This window comes from Acinetobacter sp. SwsAc2, from assembly GCF_013391465.1.
GTDB classification, from domain to species: domain Bacteria; phylum Pseudomonadota; class Gammaproteobacteria; order Pseudomonadales; family Moraxellaceae; genus Acinetobacter; species Acinetobacter johnsonii.
This window is the reverse complement of record NZ_JACBEZ010000006.1, coordinates 64244-80457: the sequence shown is the minus strand read 5'-3', so window position 1 is coordinate 80457 and position 16214 is coordinate 64244. Positions and strand designations below refer to the sequence as shown.

Annotated in this window: 14 protein-coding genes; 11 read left to right on the top strand and 3 right to left on the bottom strand. The window is 41.8% G+C overall.

Annotation, left to right across the window (positions count from 1 at the left end):
* Nucleotides 1–84 precede the first annotated feature (84 nt).
* Together HYI04_RS04420 and HYI04_RS16890 are read right to left on the bottom strand one after the other, a co-directional pair.
* Nucleotides 85–1002 carry a LysR family transcriptional regulator gene (locus HYI04_RS04420; protein WP_058952405.1) on the bottom strand — a complete coding sequence of 306 codons (918 nt, stop codon included), beginning with the start codon at nucleotides 1000–1002 and terminating at the stop codon, nucleotides 85–87.
* 700 nt (nucleotides 1003–1702) lie between these two features.
* Nucleotides 1703–1825, bottom strand: a complete 123-nt coding sequence (locus HYI04_RS16890) for a hypothetical protein (protein WP_004684300.1) — start codon at nucleotides 1823–1825, stop codon at nucleotides 1703–1705.
* Nucleotides 1826–2201: 376 nt separating this feature from the next.
* Here HYI04_RS16890 and HYI04_RS04415 point away from each other — a divergent pair, with 376 nt between their 5' ends.
* Nucleotides 2202–2867 (top strand): epoxyqueuosine reductase QueH, encoded by a 666-nt coding sequence (locus HYI04_RS04415; protein ID WP_178895907.1) that lies wholly within the window; start codon nucleotides 2202–2204, stop codon nucleotides 2865–2867.
* 2 nt (nucleotides 2868–2869) lie between these two features.
* On the opposite strand, the gene HYI04_RS04410 is transcribed toward HYI04_RS04415, so the two are convergent.
* Nucleotides 2870–4264 carry a methylenetetrahydrofolate reductase C-terminal domain-containing protein gene (locus HYI04_RS04410; RefSeq protein ID WP_178895913.1) on the bottom strand — a complete coding sequence of 465 codons (1395 nt, stop codon included), beginning with the start codon at nucleotides 4262–4264 and terminating at the stop codon, nucleotides 2870–2872.
* 520 nt (nucleotides 4265–4784) lie between these two features.
* On the opposite strand from HYI04_RS04410, the gene ribBA reads away from it, so the two are divergent.
* From ribBA to HYI04_RS04360, 10 genes are all read left to right on the top strand, one after another.
* Nucleotides 4785–5900 carry a bifunctional 3,4-dihydroxy-2-butanone-4-phosphate synthase/GTP cyclohydrolase II gene (gene ribBA / locus HYI04_RS04405; RefSeq protein ID WP_178895906.1) on the top strand — a complete coding sequence of 372 codons (1116 nt, stop codon included), beginning with the start codon at nucleotides 4785–4787 and terminating at the stop codon, nucleotides 5898–5900.
* An 18-nt stretch (nucleotides 5901–5918) separates the two neighbouring features.
* Nucleotides 5919–6389 carry a 6,7-dimethyl-8-ribityllumazine synthase gene (gene ribE, locus HYI04_RS04400; RefSeq protein ID WP_004684294.1) on the top strand — a complete coding sequence of 157 codons (471 nt, stop codon included), beginning with the start codon at nucleotides 5919–5921 and terminating at the stop codon, nucleotides 6387–6389.
* 4 nt (nucleotides 6390–6393) lie between these two features.
* Nucleotides 6394–6849 carry a transcription antitermination factor NusB gene (nusB, locus tag HYI04_RS04395; protein WP_004983920.1) on the top strand — a complete coding sequence of 152 codons (456 nt, stop codon included), beginning with the start codon at nucleotides 6394–6396 and terminating at the stop codon, nucleotides 6847–6849.
* A 12-nt stretch (nucleotides 6850–6861) separates the two neighbouring features.
* Complete coding sequence (gene thiL / locus HYI04_RS04390) at nucleotides 6862–7779, top strand: thiamine-phosphate kinase (protein ID WP_178895905.1); 918 nt, start codon at nucleotides 6862–6864, stop codon at nucleotides 7777–7779.
* Nucleotides 7757–8278: a phosphatidylglycerophosphatase A gene (locus HYI04_RS04385; protein ID WP_004983912.1), complete on the top strand. Its 522-nt coding sequence runs from the start codon at nucleotides 7757–7759 to the stop codon at nucleotides 8276–8278. Before thiL ends, HYI04_RS04385 begins: the two co-directional genes overlap by 23 nt.
* 20 nt (nucleotides 8279–8298) lie before the next feature.
* Nucleotides 8299–9663, top strand: a complete 1365-nt coding sequence (gene glmU / locus HYI04_RS04380) for a bifunctional UDP-N-acetylglucosamine diphosphorylase/glucosamine-1-phosphate N-acetyltransferase GlmU (protein WP_178895904.1) — start codon at nucleotides 8299–8301, stop codon at nucleotides 9661–9663.
* A 12-nt stretch (nucleotides 9664–9675) separates the two neighbouring features.
* Complete coding sequence (gene glmS / locus HYI04_RS04375; RefSeq protein ID WP_094148730.1) at nucleotides 9676–11514, top strand: glutamine--fructose-6-phosphate transaminase (isomerizing); 1839 nt, start codon at nucleotides 9676–9678, stop codon at nucleotides 11512–11514.
* Between the two features lie 158 nt (nucleotides 11515–11672).
* Nucleotides 11673–12482, top strand: coding sequence for a TnsA endonuclease N-terminal domain-containing protein (locus HYI04_RS04370; RefSeq protein WP_171355043.1), 810 nt, complete (start codon nucleotides 11673–11675; stop codon nucleotides 12480–12482).
* Complete coding sequence (locus HYI04_RS04365; RefSeq protein WP_178895903.1) at nucleotides 12466–14556, top strand: DDE-type integrase/transposase/recombinase; 2091 nt, start codon at nucleotides 12466–12468, stop codon at nucleotides 14554–14556. The genes HYI04_RS04370 and HYI04_RS04365 overlap by 17 nt, the downstream gene beginning before the upstream one ends.
* Nucleotides 14553–16205: an ATP-binding protein gene (locus HYI04_RS04360; protein WP_178895902.1), complete on the top strand. Its 1653-nt coding sequence runs from the start codon at nucleotides 14553–14555 to the stop codon at nucleotides 16203–16205. The genes HYI04_RS04365 and HYI04_RS04360 overlap by 4 nt, the downstream gene beginning before the upstream one ends.
* Nucleotides 16206–16214 lie beyond the last annotated feature (9 nt).

Here is a 16214-nt window from a genome sequence, read left to right as displayed (position 1 = left end):
AAGAAAAATTTTCATAAATTATAAATAGTTAAGAATAGTTAAAAAAAGAGAAGGAAATATGTTCCTCCTCTTTTTATTTTTCAACTAGATATAGTATTGCGCTCTTTTTTTGGCAAATTTATCGAGCTGCTTTAAAAAGCCTTCAAAATAGTCTTTTTCTTTTTCTTCAGTACGATATCCAGCGTAGAGAGTACGACGCAAACCTTCAGGTGCTACACAGTCCAAACGACGTGAAGTCACCCAGCCTTTTTGTTCATATTCATTCACTACCCAGTCTGGCAACGCACCAATACCACGACCACTGGCCACCAACTGGATCAACATTTGAGTCAGATCGGTGGTACGGATTTGTTTTGGCAGAATATTGGCTGGAATAAACAGACGCGACATAATATCCAAACGATGTTTATCAACTGGATAGGTAATAAGAGTCTCTTCGGCAAGCTCTTGTACAGTAATCTCTTTAGCGCGAACCAAAGGATGGGTATTGGATAAGACCAAACGTGACTCGTACTCAAAAATTGGGAAATATTCTACCCCTTTTAACGCAATCGGGTCGGCTGTAATCAATAAATCAAACTCACCCGTCTGCAATAACTCATGCGGGTTCGCCTCAAAGCCTGAAGCAAAGTCCAAATCAACATCAGGATATTGCTGACGATATTGATTTAACAACGGCATTAACCAATCAAAACAACTATGACACTCAGAAGAAAAGGTAATGCGTCCTGTTTGCCCATGTACGATACGGGTAATGTCGCTTTGTGCAATTTGTACCTGTGGTAACACCTCATCCGCTAGCTTTAATAGACGCTGTCCAACATTCGAAAAACTGACAGGACGACTGCGACGATTCACCACCTCCACGCCAAACCATTGATCAAGCTCACGCAACTGGTGCGATAGTGCTGAAGGGGTTAAACACAAATCCCCTGCGGCAGCAACCAATGAGCCATGCTCTCTTAAAGCGGTTAAGGTTTTTAAATGGCGGAGTTCTAACATCTGGCGCGGCCCAATTTTTTAATCTTGATGAATACGGTATAGCTTAACCTATAAAAGTGAGATTCACTTATTTTTTTTCACCTTAATATATTTTTAATTAGTTTATTTCATTTTAATATCTATGATCTGCAACAAAAACACTCGCCCCATTTACAGAGAATGAAAAAATTTAAGCATTCAAATTCACAATCTTCATGATCCGTACATGTGCGCCAATCGAGAAGTAAGGCTTTCTTTTATAACTGTGGATGACTTTTAAGCCCATCTCTTAATCATGCCTAGGTTGAAGCGTGATTCCTTCAGTTTTTTGAGAGGTACAACGACCGAATCCAGCCCACCAACTGTCCTATTTAACTCGTGGCTATGCATCGAACTCTTGTGATATGTCTACTTTGATATAATGAAATCATGTGACAGCAAGCAGCATGCTCTTGTACCTGAGTTAAATTCAGCTCAAATATTGAGAACTGATGATTCTGATCTTCTATCCAAATTGAGCAGGCTAAAGCGCTGAAAAAGCATAAAGTACTGGCGAGTAAAACTTCGGATAGCCCTAGTCTTCAGGCTTTTTTATGTTCCACGTGAAGCATTATGTAAACATCGAATAAAAGTCGCTTGTCTCTCAAACTGATGAAATACAAAACAGAGCATACAAAAACAAAAAAGCTTCCGACTAGGAAGCTTTTTTTAGATCTTAGATTTAACCATCAATCGTGAGCTTTAAAATCTCAGCTTTGGTATAACCCCGTTCTTTTAAAAGATGTTGAATGGCTTTTTTCTCATCTTGATCTTCAAGGAATTTACAGCGTTGGATCAAACGCATATCGGTCTCATACTGAAAGTTATGACGACACTCCAATTCCTTATTGGAAGGCGTAGTAAAAAAATGAAGCACAGCTAGATACTCTCTTTCTTGCTGTTGAAGTGGCCCGCCTTCAACGAATACCTATCTAACACAACTGTTAAACACCCTTTGATTAAATGATGACGAATCTCGCTCCATTATGCAAGTTTGGGCCTCTCAAATGTTCTCTCTCTACTCATCTTCAGCGCTCAATACAGGTTTTTATCATCTGCCAAAGTCGATTTTAATCATGAAAATTCATCAGCTCATCCTGAGAATTCTTCATCCAATCGCCGTTGATCCGCTCGTTAGACGTTTTAAACTGTCTGGTTTAAATAGATAAAAACCATTCAATATGTCGAAGCTCGAACGTCAGAAACTTAGCCTCCCCACAGGTCATGACAAACTGCTCTTGCATTCCTGCTGCGCGCCTTGCTCAGGTGAAGTCATGGAAACCCTGATTGAATCGGGTATCGATTTTTCTATCTTTTTCTATAACCCCAACATTCATCCTGTAAAGGAATATCTGATTCGCAAAGAAGAAAATATTCGCTTTGCAGAAAAATATCACATTCCATTTATTGACTGTGATTACGACACAGACAACTGGTTTGCACGTGCTAAAGGTATGGAAAATGAGCCAGAGAAAGGCATTCGTTGCACCATGTGTTTTGATATGCGGTTTGAACGGACAGCGTTATATGCGGCAGAACATGGCTTTAGCCTGATCAGCAGCTCTCTCGGTATTTCCCGTTGGAAGAATATGCAGCAGATCAATGAGTGCGGGCACCGTTCTGCTTCACATTACGCAGGCATTCACTACTGGGACTATAACTGGCGCAAACATGGCGGTGCGGTACGCATGCTGGACATCAGCAAACGTGAAGAGTTTTATCAACAAGAGTACTGCGGCTGTGTGTATTCACTGAGGGATAGCAACCGCTGGCGCATGAGCCAAGGCCGTGAGCGCATCAAACTCGGAGAAAAGTTCTATTCAAATGCTATGGATCAGGACAGCTGATTTTAGTCTGCAGACTCCACATACCAATTTTTCCAAGAGCTGGTTCCACGTACCGCAATCGACACGGTCGGAATCAGCTTTTCTTTTAAAATCGCTGTTTGTCCAACCGCTTTGGCTAAGCGTGCTTTGACGGAATGAATGCATTCACGGTCACCAAATTCACAGCGGTCTAAGCTGGTTCCACCACAAGGCCCATTAGCCAAGCCTTTGGGGCAAGTTTCTGGGCAAATGTACAGGGTCTCGCCTAAACGGCATTGACCACAACTCTCACAGCCCACCACCGCATGCTTACTCAAATGTTCCGTTTTCAGTAATGCATTGTTGGCTTTCGTTCGATCCCAAACATTAAAATTAAAAATAAACCGCCCCACTCCTTTGGCCAGTTTAGATTCAAATAAAGCATCATGCATCAAATGCAGATGTTGGTACTTAATAATCTGACTCGATGTCGCAGGCCGTGAATAATAAGCCAGCTTCGGATGAAACTCTGTACCGGTTTGCACCTGCCAAAGCGTATTCCAAAGTCGTTCACACTCAGCAAAACTCAAGTGCCGATATTCTTCAATATAACGCTCCAGTAAGCTTTGTTCTTCAGGCTGATGGCAAGCCGATAAATGCACCCCCGCAAAACCCAAATGTCGACACATTAGAATCTGTAATGCGCAGCGCACATAAACGCCATCACTTAAACCCTGTTCTTTTTCCTGTTGCAACACCTGCAACATATGCGGGGTGATCACTATACCAGCCACTTTATGTTTCAGCATAAACTTGGCCCGTGCCAAGGTCAGTGGCATGACGCAAGCTAAAATTTTCTGAGCATACTGATACCGCGCCAAAAATGCATGCGCATCCTGTAAAGCAGCCATGTCATAGCCCAATTGGGTAATCACATAATCCGCCCCTGCTTTCATCTTTTTATGCAGTTTCAGATATTGCGCCTCTTTTTCCGCTTCCGCATATTTAAACGGATTAAACGCGACACCAATATGAAAACCGCCTTGGCGTTTGGCTTCCATGACAGCATTCACAGACTCCAAATAACGTGTTCGGGGTTCTAGGTCGTGGCTATAGCAGTGCTGTTTTAATTTATCACCCGTTAAGAGCAACAGGTTCTTTTGACCCTGTGTTTTTGCATCTTGCAAAAACTGCTCAAAGTCTTGTATATCCCGTGCCTTCCCAGAAAAGTGAATGACTTTTTCAATCTCTTGTGGATACTGTTTGGCGACTTGCAAAGGAGCTTCATCGTCATCTGCATGCACCCGATCGGCCAGCGTCATAGCCGCAGGAAAGCCTGAAAATTCAGTTTTGACAGACCACTGGGCTTGGTGTGCGCTTAAGTATTCAACCAATACGCAAAATTGTTGCCGTGCAAAATATTGAGCAAGTAAGGACATCACAGAAGAAATAATCCAGAGGATTAAAAAAAGAAGAATTATAGTACAAATCAAAAATAGATGACGAATCGTCTGATTATTCACTACGGCATATTTAATATTTTTTGACTCATCCTCCACCCGATGAGTGAACGCAAATATCCACCCCGGCCTGATTCATTAGTTGCAGTGCCCTGCTAAAACTGAACCTGATGGTCAAATTCAAAAAAGAAGGTACTCCAACGCTCAACTACACGCCGCCCCTAGCACAACATTTGTCTAGACCCCTTATTTACTACGTCGATTGCCTTATTTTCGATAAGATTGTTCTTTTTTATGCTTTTCAATCGCTTAAAGACTAAGCACATTTCAGCTTTTTAAAATAAAGGCATCTTTTCAAGCTGGGACTGACTGTGTATAACAATGGACGACTCAAGGAAATGATTCGCACATAGGCAAAAGCCTGAAAAAAGCTTAAACTATGTGCCAATGAAAACAAATGATATGTCGTCCATGGCGACAACGATGAAGGTGAAGGTTGATGCCGCTCAATACCGTTGAAGAGCTAGTTGCAGATATCCGTGCAGGTAAAATGGTCATCCTGATGGATGACGAAGATCGTGAAAATGAAGGTGATTTAGTTATCGCAGCGACCCATGTTCGCGCAGAAGACATCAACTTTATGATCACCCACGCACGTGGTTTGGTGTGCTTAACGCTCAGCCGTGATCGCTGTAAACAATTGAATCTTCCATTGATGGTCGATGCCAATGGCGCACAACATGGCACCAACTTCACGCTCTCCATTGAAGCGGCAGAAGGTATTTCTACAGGGATTTCACCTGCAGAACGTGCGCATACCATTCAAACGGCAGTAGCGGCACATGCAAAACCATCAGATATCGTTCAACCAGGACATATTTTCCCATTGATGGCGCAGCCTGGTGGCGTTCTACACCGCGCAGGTCATACCGAAGCAGGTTGTGATTTATCTCGCCTAGCGGGTCTAGAGCCTGCATCGGTCATCTGTGAAATCATCAATGAAGATGGCACGATGGCGCGTCGTGCCGATCTTGAAATTTTTGCTGAAAAGCATGGTTTAAAAATTGGTACCATCGCGGATCTGATCCACTATCGTATGACCAATGAACAAACCGTTGAACGGATTGATCAGCAAAGCATTGATACCGAATATGGCACTTTTGACTTATATCGTTACCGCGAATTAGGCAATCCAGATATTCACTTGGCTTTGGTGAAAGGCGAACCAAAAGAAGGAGTAACCACCGTTCGTGTCCATGGTTTCAACCCTGTTCGTGACCTGCTCAAACTCAACAAAAAAGACGGCGAGCCCGCATGGAATCTCGACAAAGCGCTGCAAGAAATCGCAAGCAGCGATCGGGGTGTTTTGGTTTGGATTGGCCAGCGTCATTTACAAGACTTAGGCCCAGCCTTAGACAGCCTTACAGCACCAAAAACAACCAAATCCAATGCTGCTTTATCTCAGCAGTACCAAACCATTGGGGTGGGCGCACAAATTTTACGTGATTTAGGCGTAGAAAAGATGAAGCTTTTGAGCTCACCTTTACGATTTAATGCACTCTCTGGGTTTAATTTAGAAGTGGTGGAATATATCACCGCACATCAAACAACTTAAAAAATCATCGAGGTTGCTATGGCAATTCGCCGTATTGAAGGTATGTTACATCTCGCTAGCGAAGGCCGTTATGCGATTTTAGTGGGTCGTTTTAATAGTTTTGTTGTCGAACATCTATTAGAAGGTGCAATTGATACATTGAAACGTCATGGTGTATCAGAGGATAATATCACTGTTGTTCATGCACCAGGCGCGTGGGAACTTCCTGTCGTGGCTAAAAAATTAGTGGCGTCTGAACGCTTCGATGCCATTATTGCACTGGGTGCTGTGATTCGTGGTAGCACACCTCACTTCGACTTTGTTGCAGGTGAATGTGCCAAAGGTTTAGGCGTGGTTGGCCTAGAATCTGGTCTTCCAGTGATTAATGGTGTATTGACTACGGATAGTATTGAACAAGCGATTGAACGCTCGGGTACAAAAGCAGGTAATAAAGGCGGCGAAGCTGCTCTTACTGCAATTGAAATGGTTAACTTGTTAAAGGCTATTTAACGCTATGTCGCAAACATTGCAAGCAACTTATGCAGCAAAACGTAAAGCACGTCGCTTTGCTGTACAAGGAATTTACGAATGGCAAATGAGCCACAATCCAGTCCATGAGATCGAAGCACGTACGCGTGTGGAAAATGCCATGCACAAAGTGGATCTGAGCTATTATCATGAATTGTTAACCCAAGTGGTTGCCAATCATGAAGCATTGGATGCGCTCTTAATCCCTGTGCTTGATCGCGAAGTTTCTGCGCTTGACGGCGTTGAACTTGCGACCCTTCGTTTAGGCGCATATGAACTCAAGGAACATCTTGAAATTCCATATCGCGTGGTTTTAGACGAAGCGATCGAGCTTGCTAAACATTTTGGCGGTGCAGACAGCCATAAATACATCAATGGTGTATTAGATCGTTTAGCAACAACTTTACGTGCAGCAGAAAAGCAACAAGCGAACTCACAGTAGTAGATTTGTTGTATGGCTGAGTTTTCGATCATTGATACCTATTTTAATCGTAAGAGTCCTCATTCTGTCGATTTAGGCGTCGGTGACGACTCAGCCTTGCTCACACCACCACCACAGCAACAATTGGTCATTTGTGCCGATACCTTGGTTGCTGGACGTCACTTCCCGCTTGATACCAGCCCACATGCGATTGGCTGGAAATCTGTCGCGGTCAATTTATCTGATATCGCCGCAATGGGCGCGAAACCTCAGAGTATTTTATTGGCCTTGAGCTTACCCCAAATTGATCATGACTGGCTTAAAGGTTTTAGTCAGGGTTTATATGATTGCTGTGATCAATTTGGCGTGAGTTTAATTGGTGGAGACACCACCCAAAGCCCACATCTCACCATTTCCGTGACTGCACTGGGCTGGGTCGATATCGGTCAAGCCGTCACCCGTTCTGCCGCTCAAGTGGGTGATTTGATTTGTGTCAGTGGTACTGTCGGCGATGCTGCTTTTGCCCTGCAGCACTTAGGCCACCCTCTCCAACACCGTTTGGACTACCCTACCCCACGCTGCGAACTGGGGCAAGCACTCAAAGGCTTAGCGCACAGTATGATTGATGTGTCGGATGGCTTAGCACAAGATCTCGGTCATATCTTAAAAGCATCCCATGTGGGCGCGACCCTACAGCTTGATCAATTGCCCATCAATACCACGCTACAAGATTTAACACGAGAACAACAATGGCAATATGCTTTGGCGGGTGGCGATGACTATGAATTATGCTTTACAATAAGTCCGCAGAATTATGAAAAACTTTTGCAACAACAAAACCATAGCAGCATCAGTGTCATTGGAAAAATTGATGCCGAAAGTGGTCTGCGTTTTCAACAAAATAGCTTAGACCATTCCTTGCAATTTAATGGATATCAACACTTTGCATAAGCCCCCTATCCTCTTTCGTCAGATGTCTTGGTATGACCGTTTCATCGTATTTTGTGGTGTAGGGTTTGGCTCAGGGCTAGCACCCAAAGCACCAGGAACGTTTGGTTCTGCATTCGCACTGCTGTTCGTCCCGATTTGGCTTGCAATTGGCTTATCGAACACCATTATTGCCATCATCCTCATGTCTCTAATTGGCATTTATATCTGTGGGCATACTGCCAAAGTGATGGGCGTCCATGATGATGGGCGTATTGTATGGGATGAGTTTGCTGGCCAGTCCATCACCTTTTTGCCTGTCCTGTATTTAGGGCAAATGAATTGGCTCTGGCTACTGCTGGGTTTTATTTTATTTCGTATTTTTGATGTGTGGAAACCGTGGCCGATTCGTGTCATTGACCAAAAAGTCGAAGGTGGCTTTGGTATTATGCTCGACGACCTGATTGCAGGACTATGGGCTGCACTTTGTATTTGGATTTATTTTTATTTCACTGTGGCTTAGGCCATTTTTAGGATTACAACATGTCAACGACTGTTATTATTCTTGCTGCAGGTAAAGGAACACGTATGCGTTCTTCTTTACCCAAAGTACTACAACCACTTGCAGGACGTCCTTTACTTGGTCATGTCATCGACACTGCAAAAAAATTAAATGCAGCCAATATTATTACAATTTATGGCCACGGCGGTGCACGAGTTCAAGAAATGTTTACTCATGAAAAGATTGAATGGGTGGAACAAGCTGAGCAACTCGGAACAGGTCATGCAGTGCAAATGACACTCCCTGTCCTTCCGCAGGAAGGCAGCTCACTGATTTTATCAGGCGATGTACCTTGCATCTCTCAAAACACACTACAAAAATTACTCAATGCAACTGCTGAGACAGGCATTGGTCTAGTGACTTTAACTTTAGCCGATGCAACAGGTTATGGGCGTATAGTTCGTGAGAATGGTCAGATTCAGGCGATTGTTGAACATAAGGATGCGACCACAGAGCAGCACCAGATTAAAGAAATTAATACAGGTATTTACTGTGTCAGCAATGCCAAATTGCACGAATGGTTACCTAAACTCAGCAATAACAATGCGCAAGGTGAATATTACCTGACTGATATTGTAGCAATGGCCTTAGCTGATGGGATGCAAGTCGCATCGGTGGAGCCTGAACAAGCCTTCGAAGTTGAAGGAGTGAATGATCGTATTCAGCTCGCCGCATTAGAACGCCAATTCCAAACCGATCAAGCCAAAAAGCTCATGCAGCAAGGTGTTCATCTGATTGACCCAAGTCGCTTTGACCTTCGTGGAAATTTAACCGTTGGGCAAGACGTACGCATCGACATCAATGTGATTATTGAAGGCGAATGTGAATTCGGCGACCATGTAGAAATTGGTGCAGGTTGTATCATCAAAAACACCAAGATCGCAGCAGGTACAAAAGTTCAGCCGTATAGCATCTTTGATAATGCTATGGTTGGTGAAGATGCGCAGATTGGTCCTTTTGCTCGTTTACGCCCAGGTGCAAAACTGGCGGCTGAAGTGCATATTGGTAACTTCGTTGAAGTCAAAAACACCAGCATTGGCTTCGGTTCAAAAGCCAACCACTTTACCTATTTAGGTGATGCTGAAATTGGTGCAGGCTCGAACATTGGTGCTGGGACCATTACCTGTAATTATGATGGTGCAAATAAATTTAAAACCATCATTGGTGATGCTGCATTTATTGGTTCCAACAGCTCATTGGTTGCACCTGTCACGATTGGCAATGGGGCAACCGTCGGTGCGGGCTCCACCATTACCCGTGATGTTGCAGAGAATAGTTTAGCGGTAGAACGCTCTAAGCAAGTTGAAAAAGAAAACTATCAACGTCCACAAAAGATGAAGAAATAAGAGGATTAAATTATGTGCGGTATTGTCGGTGGCGTTGCAGAACGTAGTATTACCAATATTTTAATTGAAGGTTTAAAGCGCCTTGAATATCGTGGCTATGACTCTGCGGGTTTAGCGCTGGTCAATCAAGGTCAAGTTTTACGCGAAAGACGTGTCGGTAAAGTTTCAAATTTAGAAGAAGCCGTTAATCAATCCAATATTCTCGGTTCTCTGGGTATTGCGCATACCCGCTGGGCAACCCATGGTAAACCCACTGAAGATAATGCACATCCGCACATTTCAGGCGATGTTGCTGTAGTCCATAATGGCATTATTGAAAACTATCAAGAACTTAAAGATGATCTTGAAGCTTTAGGCTATGTATTTACCTCACAGACCGATACTGAAGTGGTCGCTCACTTGGTGAAGGATGCTTTAAAGTCAACTCCAAGCTTGCTGGAAGCTGTGCAACAAGTCGTGCCTCAGCTTAAAGGGGCTTATGCACTAGGTATTGTACATACTGACCACCCCGATGAACTGATTACCGTGCGTGAAGGTTCACCTTTGGTCATTGGAGTCGGTATTGGCGAAAACTTTATCAGTTCAGATCAATTGGCTTTACTACCTATTACCAATCGTTTTATTTACCTTGAAGAAGGTGATATTGCTCGTTTAACCCGCAATAGCATTGAAGTTTTTGTCGCTGGTCAACGGGTCGAGCGCCCAATCAAAGAATTAGATGCTGCCGTCAGCAATGCATCTAAAGGTGAATATAAGCATTACATGCTCAAAGAAATTTATGAGCAACCCGAAGCGATTCAACAAACCATTTCTCAAGCCCTAGATGGCAATGCACTGCGTGAAGACTTTCTTGCCAATGCAGTTGCTGATTTCCAAAAAATTCAGCAAATCCAAATCATTGCCTGTGGGACCAGCTACCATGCGGGGATGATTGCCAAATATTGGTTTGAACAACTGATTGATCTACCGTGCCAAGTAGAAATTGCGAGCGAATTCCGCTATCGCAGCCCTGTCATTGTCAATCACACGCTTTATGTCTGTATTTCACAATCTGGTGAAACCGCTGACACTTTAGCCGCACTGCGTGATACCCAAAAGCGTGCTGCAGCAAAAGGTGCTGACATTACTACAATGACTATTTGTAATGTCGCAACATCGTCTATGGTACGTGAGACCAATCATAGTTTGCTTACACTGGCGGGTCCTGAGATTGGTGTAGCATCGACCAAGGCGTTTACCACGCAGCTTGCAGCACTGATGTTATTGGTCCTAAAAATCGGTACAGTTAAGAAGAGCATTTCTGTACAACATGTGGCTGAGATTACGGCTGAACTTTGGCATACACCCAAAGTGATTTTAGATACCTTACGTAATGACCCTGAAATTTTACGTTTATCTGAACTTTTCGTAGAGAAGCAGCACTGCTTATTCTTAGGTCGTGGCACGAATTTCCCGATCGCACTCGAAGGGGCATTGAAACTCAAAGAGATTTCATATATCCATGCTGAAGGCTATGCCGCAGGTGAACTTAAACATGGTCCGCTCGCTTTAGTCGACAATGACATGCCTGTGGTCATTCTCGCACCGAAAGATGACATGCTCGATAAACTCAAATCCAATATGGAAGAGGTTCAAGCTCGTGGCGGTGAACTCTTTGTCTTTGCCGATGAAAATAGTGGCATTAAAGCCAAAGACCGTCAGCATGTGGTTTATGTACCAAGCATTAGCCCAATACTGGCTCCAATTGTTTATAGCGTACCTGTACAACTGCTGTCTTATCATGTTGCAGTCCTTCGTGGCACGGATGTCGACCAACCTCGAAACCTCGCTAAATCGGTCACTGTAGAATAATTATTTAAATAAAGGCTGGGTATTGTGTTTTTGGACAATATAGTTTTAAACCTACCATTAAAGTTCTAAACTGTAACAATATAGTTCTAAACTATACATTAAAGTTGTAAACTGGATAAACCCAGCTATACTGATTAAAAAGTAGGCTGGGTTTTTCTATGAGTAGAGCACCGAGATTCTTCACACAAGAACAAATTAGCAAAAGAATAAAAGATGGTCGTGGACAAGGTATGGGAAAAGATTACCAACCATGGCTGACTATTCAGGATGTACCCTCTCGTGGGGTCTCTCATCGTATTTACTCTCATAAAACTCAAAGAGTTCATCATTTACTTTCTAATTTAGAACTGTATGTTTTTTTGATTTTAGATTGGTCTAGTTCTGTTCAGGATATTCGGGAACAATTTCCTTTGAATATAGATGACACAAGAGAAATCTGTTTAGAGCATGGTTTGAGACATCCCAGCATACAGGGCTCAGAACAAGTCATGAGTTCCAATTTTCTGATTGATACAAATGATAAGAACAAGCCTCAGTTTGCGATTCAGGTAAAGCCTTTAAAAGAGCTATTAAAAGAAAGGACAATTGAAAAACTTGAAATTGAACGTCGTTACTGGAAACTCAAAGAAATCCCGTGGAGTATTGTGACGGAACAAAATATTCCTATAACTGCCCGAAAAAATCTCGAATGGTTAAGTCCCTTTATTGTAGAACATTTAGATCCTGATATCTGGGATAAACTACATTCAATTTTCTATTATTTTTCAAAAAAGCCAGGGATTTCTATCATTAAACTTTGTAAAGAGGTTGATATTCAGGAAAGAACTACGGCTGGAATGACCCTACAATATTTAAGAACACTTATAGCAAATCGTTCAATTAAATTTGATATCCAACAGCCATTCGATAAATTAAAAGGGTCTGACCTAGTGTTTGATTTAGAGGTGTCTTATGTGGCAAATCAATGAGGTCGTTAAATTTGATGAAAGCCACTATCGGGTTTTATTCTTTCAATCTGGCGAAATCATATGGATTCATATGGAGGAAGCCAAAGGCGTTCCCTCTTTAGTTCTTGAAGAGCAACTTTCACAATGGATTGATGAAAAACGCTTATTTAGAAGTTCAGACCCTTTTGAGTATCTTAAGTCTCTAGAGCCACCTGTAAACTCAGTCACTTTTGAAAAACGTGATCAGGCTTACCGAATTATTGAACCAATTGTATATGATACAGGCTGTTTTGATGAAGAGATTAGGGCTAAGCGGATTCGTTTAGTAGAACAGACAAATATTGTAACTAAAGCCACAATATACAAATACCTACGCCGCTATTGGCAAAGAGGTCAAATTCCAAATGCTTTATTACCAGATTATAGAAATGCTGGTGCACCAGGTAAGCCAAGAACCTTGGTAGGTTCTAAAAAGTCAGGGGCAAAGCGTAAATTTGGTGACGGAACTGGTATTAAAATTACGCCAGAAATTGAAAGGCTCTTTAGGTTAATAGTTGAATCTGAATTATTAAATGACAAGAAAATTAATATCACATCTGCTCATCGACAATTTGAAGAACTTTTTGTCCAACATTACCCATGTATAAAACAGGCAGATATTCCAACACGTAGACAGTTTGATCATTTCTACAAACGTGAATACAAGCTTCCGCAAAGAATAGAGGCCAGAACATCTGTCCTAAACTTTCAAAAAGATGTACGACCATTAAGTGGGACTGCTACAGCGAATACAATTGGACCTGGTAGTCGTTATGAGATTGATGCAACTATTGCCGATATCTATTTAGTTGCTGATGATGATCGAAGCAGAATTCTAGGTCGTCCTATCCTATATGTAGTGGTTGACGTTTTTAGCAGAATGGTCGTGGGATTCTATATTGGGTTTCATAATCCATCATATGTTGTTGCCATGCAGGCAATTGTCAATGCTTGCAGTGATAAAGTCAGTTTGTGCAAATTACTTGGAATTGATATCCAGCCAGAACAATGGCCGACCATAGGTTTGCCTGATACCATTCTTGCTGATCGTGGTGAAATGATGAGCCATCAGGTCGAGCGCTTAATCCATGGTTATAATATACGTATTGAAAATGCACCTGCTTATCGAGGGGATGCGAAAGGTATTGTTGAACGTTATTTTAGAACATTACAAGCAGAATTCAAACCTTATGCCCCTGGTGTAGTAAAAGGGAATCGTATTCAAAAACATGGCGAAAGTGATTACCGTCTTGATGCGGTTGTACCCATTTCTGCCTTTTCCAAGATGATTTTAAAGACAATACTTTATCGGAATCAGCATCATGTATTGGATACTTATGACAGAGATGCAGATTTTCCACCAGACTTACCCTCTATCCCATTACACATATGGAACTGGGGAATTCAAAACCGTACAGGCCATCTTCGTACTGTAAATCCAGATACTTTACGGATCATGATACTGCCTCGTAAGAAAATTTCTATTTCCACTTCTGGCGTCAATTTATGGGGACTGTATTACATTGGATCAGAGATACTCAAAGAAGGCTGGTTACATCGTAGTAAAGAAGTCACTCGCCCACAGGATCTCCAAGCTGCCTACGATCCCAGTTGTGTAGATAAGATATATTTATTCCCAAAACATGATAGTACGATCTATTGGGAATGTTCTTTATCAACTAAAAGTCGTCAATTTACAGGTATGTCATTTTGGCAAGTCTGGGAAATACAAGATCAAGAAAAAAATCTACATGCAATTGAAAAAGATAATAGTAAAACTGCTCGTAGAGAATTAGATCAATTTATTCGTGACACCATTGCAGAAGCCAAAAAAATGGCGACCAACTCTGGTGTATCCAATCGCCAGCGTTTATCTGAAATTAAATCGAATAAAAATTCTGCTCGTGAAAATGAAAAACTTTCTAATACTTACTTGAAACCTGATAAGCAGCCTAAAAATCAGGGAACAATTATTTCATTTAAGCCGAAACAAGATGAGTCAAGCTACCCACAGTTCGTTCCAGGTCTTTTTGATGATGAGGATGATCAATCATGACAATTGATATAATAAGAAATGCAGAATATCAGGACACAGGTGTTCAGGCTTATAAAGATAACCCGTTCATCGAAGCTTTACCTCCTATTCAGGAACCTTTTGAAGATACAAAAAATCTCATCTCAAAAGTAACGCCTACCCTTGACGATCTAAAGCAAAAACGAGTTATTCGAGCCCATAATATCCATCAGATTACAGGCTCATTTTTCCAACCTTTAGCAATGCATATGCTACTGAGTGAGCGTATTTCTCTCATGATTCGTGGAGGATATGTCGGCCGTAATCCAAACACAGGAAAGTTGCAACAGCACCTACAAAATGGTTATGAAAGATTGCAAAAAGGTGACTTAGATGCCAAACGCTTTGATGGAGCTGAATCAACTGCTCATAGCATGGCCATCATTGGGTGTTCAGGTAGTGGTAAAACGACATCTTTACGAAGAATACTAAACACATATCCTCAAGTCATTTTTCACCCTACATTAAATCGTCATCAGATCGTCTACTTAAAAATAGATTGCTCCCATGATGGATCGCTTAAAGAGCTTTGTCTCAATTTTTTCCGAGCAATTGATAAAGTCATCGGTTCAAATTATGAGAAAAAGTATGGTATGAAAAGACATGGCGTAGAAACCATGCTTGCACTAATGGCTCAAACAGCTAATATGTTTGCTTTAGGTCTCTTAGTCATTGATGAAATTCAACATTTGAGTCGGGCAAAGTCTGGTGGTTCAGAGAAAATGCTCAACTTTTTTGTCACCATGAGCAATACCATTGGTATTCCTGTACTTTTTGTGGGGACACCTAAAGCAAGAGACATTTTTGATCTTGATCTACGTTCCAGTCGACGTGCTGCTGGCTTAGGATCTATTTTTTGGAACCCAATATCACAATACCTACCTGATCAAACTAGTCAAAATCCTGAATGGTTTGGATTTACCAATACGCTTTGGAAATTGCAATACTTGCAGAAAAGAAACCCTATTTTAAGTGATGAGATTCGTGATACTTGGTTTGATCTAAGCCAAGGTATTCTCGATATTGTAGTGAAAATTTTTATTTTAGCTCAATTACGTGCTCTCGCAACGGGAGCAGAAACGATTACTGTAGAGCTACTGAAACGTGTTTATGAGGATGAACTGAAACTTGTACATCCTATGCTCAGTGCATTACGTTCAGGAATACCTGAGCGAATCGCTCAATTCTCTGACTTGGCTGTACCCGATATGGATAAGAAAATTATTCATCTTATTCAGAAAATCTCCGCAACTACCGTTGAATCTGAAGAAGACCGAGCCTTAAAACAGTTGAGTAATGATGATCAACGACGTGTCTATCTGATGCTAAAAGATGAGTTTCCATCAGACTCTATCCTCTTTGCCATTCAACAAATTGTAGCGTTAAAACCCCAAATATCCAGACAACAGCTCTTAGCTGATATTATTCAGACAATGGAGATAGATAATACAACGTCTCAAATTCCAGTAACCAAAAAGAAAAACCAACGGATTAGCTTAAAACACTGGAATGAGCTGGAGGATATAGATCTTCGTCATATTTTTTCGATGAATCAAACCAACTCAGAAAATATTTATACCCAATTAGACCATCACGGTTTAATTCTGCAAATGTCAGACCTATTGTCATAGCATGGGATA

What these genes read in the sequence shown, in the direction of transcription:
- glmS (WP_094148730.1), top strand. Translation starts at nt 9,676, where the DNA reads ATGTGCGGTATTGTCGGTGGCGTTGCAGAACGTAGTATTACCAATATT.
- HYI04_RS04410 (WP_178895913.1), bottom strand. Translation starts at nt 4,264, where the DNA reads ATGTCCTTACTTGCTCAATATTTTGCACGGCAACAATTTTGCGTATTG.
- ribBA (WP_178895906.1), top strand. Translation starts at nt 4,785, where the DNA reads ATGCCGCTCAATACCGTTGAAGAGCTAGTTGCAGATATCCGTGCAGGT.
- HYI04_RS04360 (WP_178895902.1), top strand. Translation starts at nt 14,553, where the DNA reads ATGACAATTGATATAATAAGAAATGCAGAATATCAGGACACAGGTGTT.
- nusB (WP_004983920.1), top strand. Translation starts at nt 6,394, where the DNA reads ATGTCGCAAACATTGCAAGCAACTTATGCAGCAAAACGTAAAGCACGT.
- HYI04_RS04420 (WP_058952405.1), bottom strand. Translation starts at nt 1,002, where the DNA reads ATGTTAGAACTCCGCCATTTAAAAACCTTAACCGCTTTAAGAGAGCAT.
- HYI04_RS04415 (WP_178895907.1), top strand. Translation starts at nt 2,202, where the DNA reads ATGTCGAAGCTCGAACGTCAGAAACTTAGCCTCCCCACAGGTCATGAC.
- thiL (WP_178895905.1), top strand. Translation starts at nt 6,862, where the DNA reads ATGGCTGAGTTTTCGATCATTGATACCTATTTTAATCGTAAGAGTCCT.
- HYI04_RS04370 (WP_171355043.1), top strand. Translation starts at nt 11,673, where the DNA reads ATGAGTAGAGCACCGAGATTCTTCACACAAGAACAAATTAGCAAAAGA.
- HYI04_RS04365 (WP_178895903.1), top strand. Translation starts at nt 12,466, where the DNA reads ATGTGGCAAATCAATGAGGTCGTTAAATTTGATGAAAGCCACTATCGG.
- HYI04_RS04385 (WP_004983912.1), top strand. Translation starts at nt 7,757, where the DNA reads ATGGATATCAACACTTTGCATAAGCCCCCTATCCTCTTTCGTCAGATG.
- ribE (WP_004684294.1), top strand. Translation starts at nt 5,919, where the DNA reads ATGGCAATTCGCCGTATTGAAGGTATGTTACATCTCGCTAGCGAAGGC.
- HYI04_RS16890 (WP_004684300.1), bottom strand. Translation starts at nt 1,825, where the DNA reads ATGCGTTTGATCCAACGCTGTAAATTCCTTGAAGATCAAGATGAGAAA.
- glmU (WP_178895904.1), top strand. Translation starts at nt 8,299, where the DNA reads ATGTCAACGACTGTTATTATTCTTGCTGCAGGTAAAGGAACACGTATG.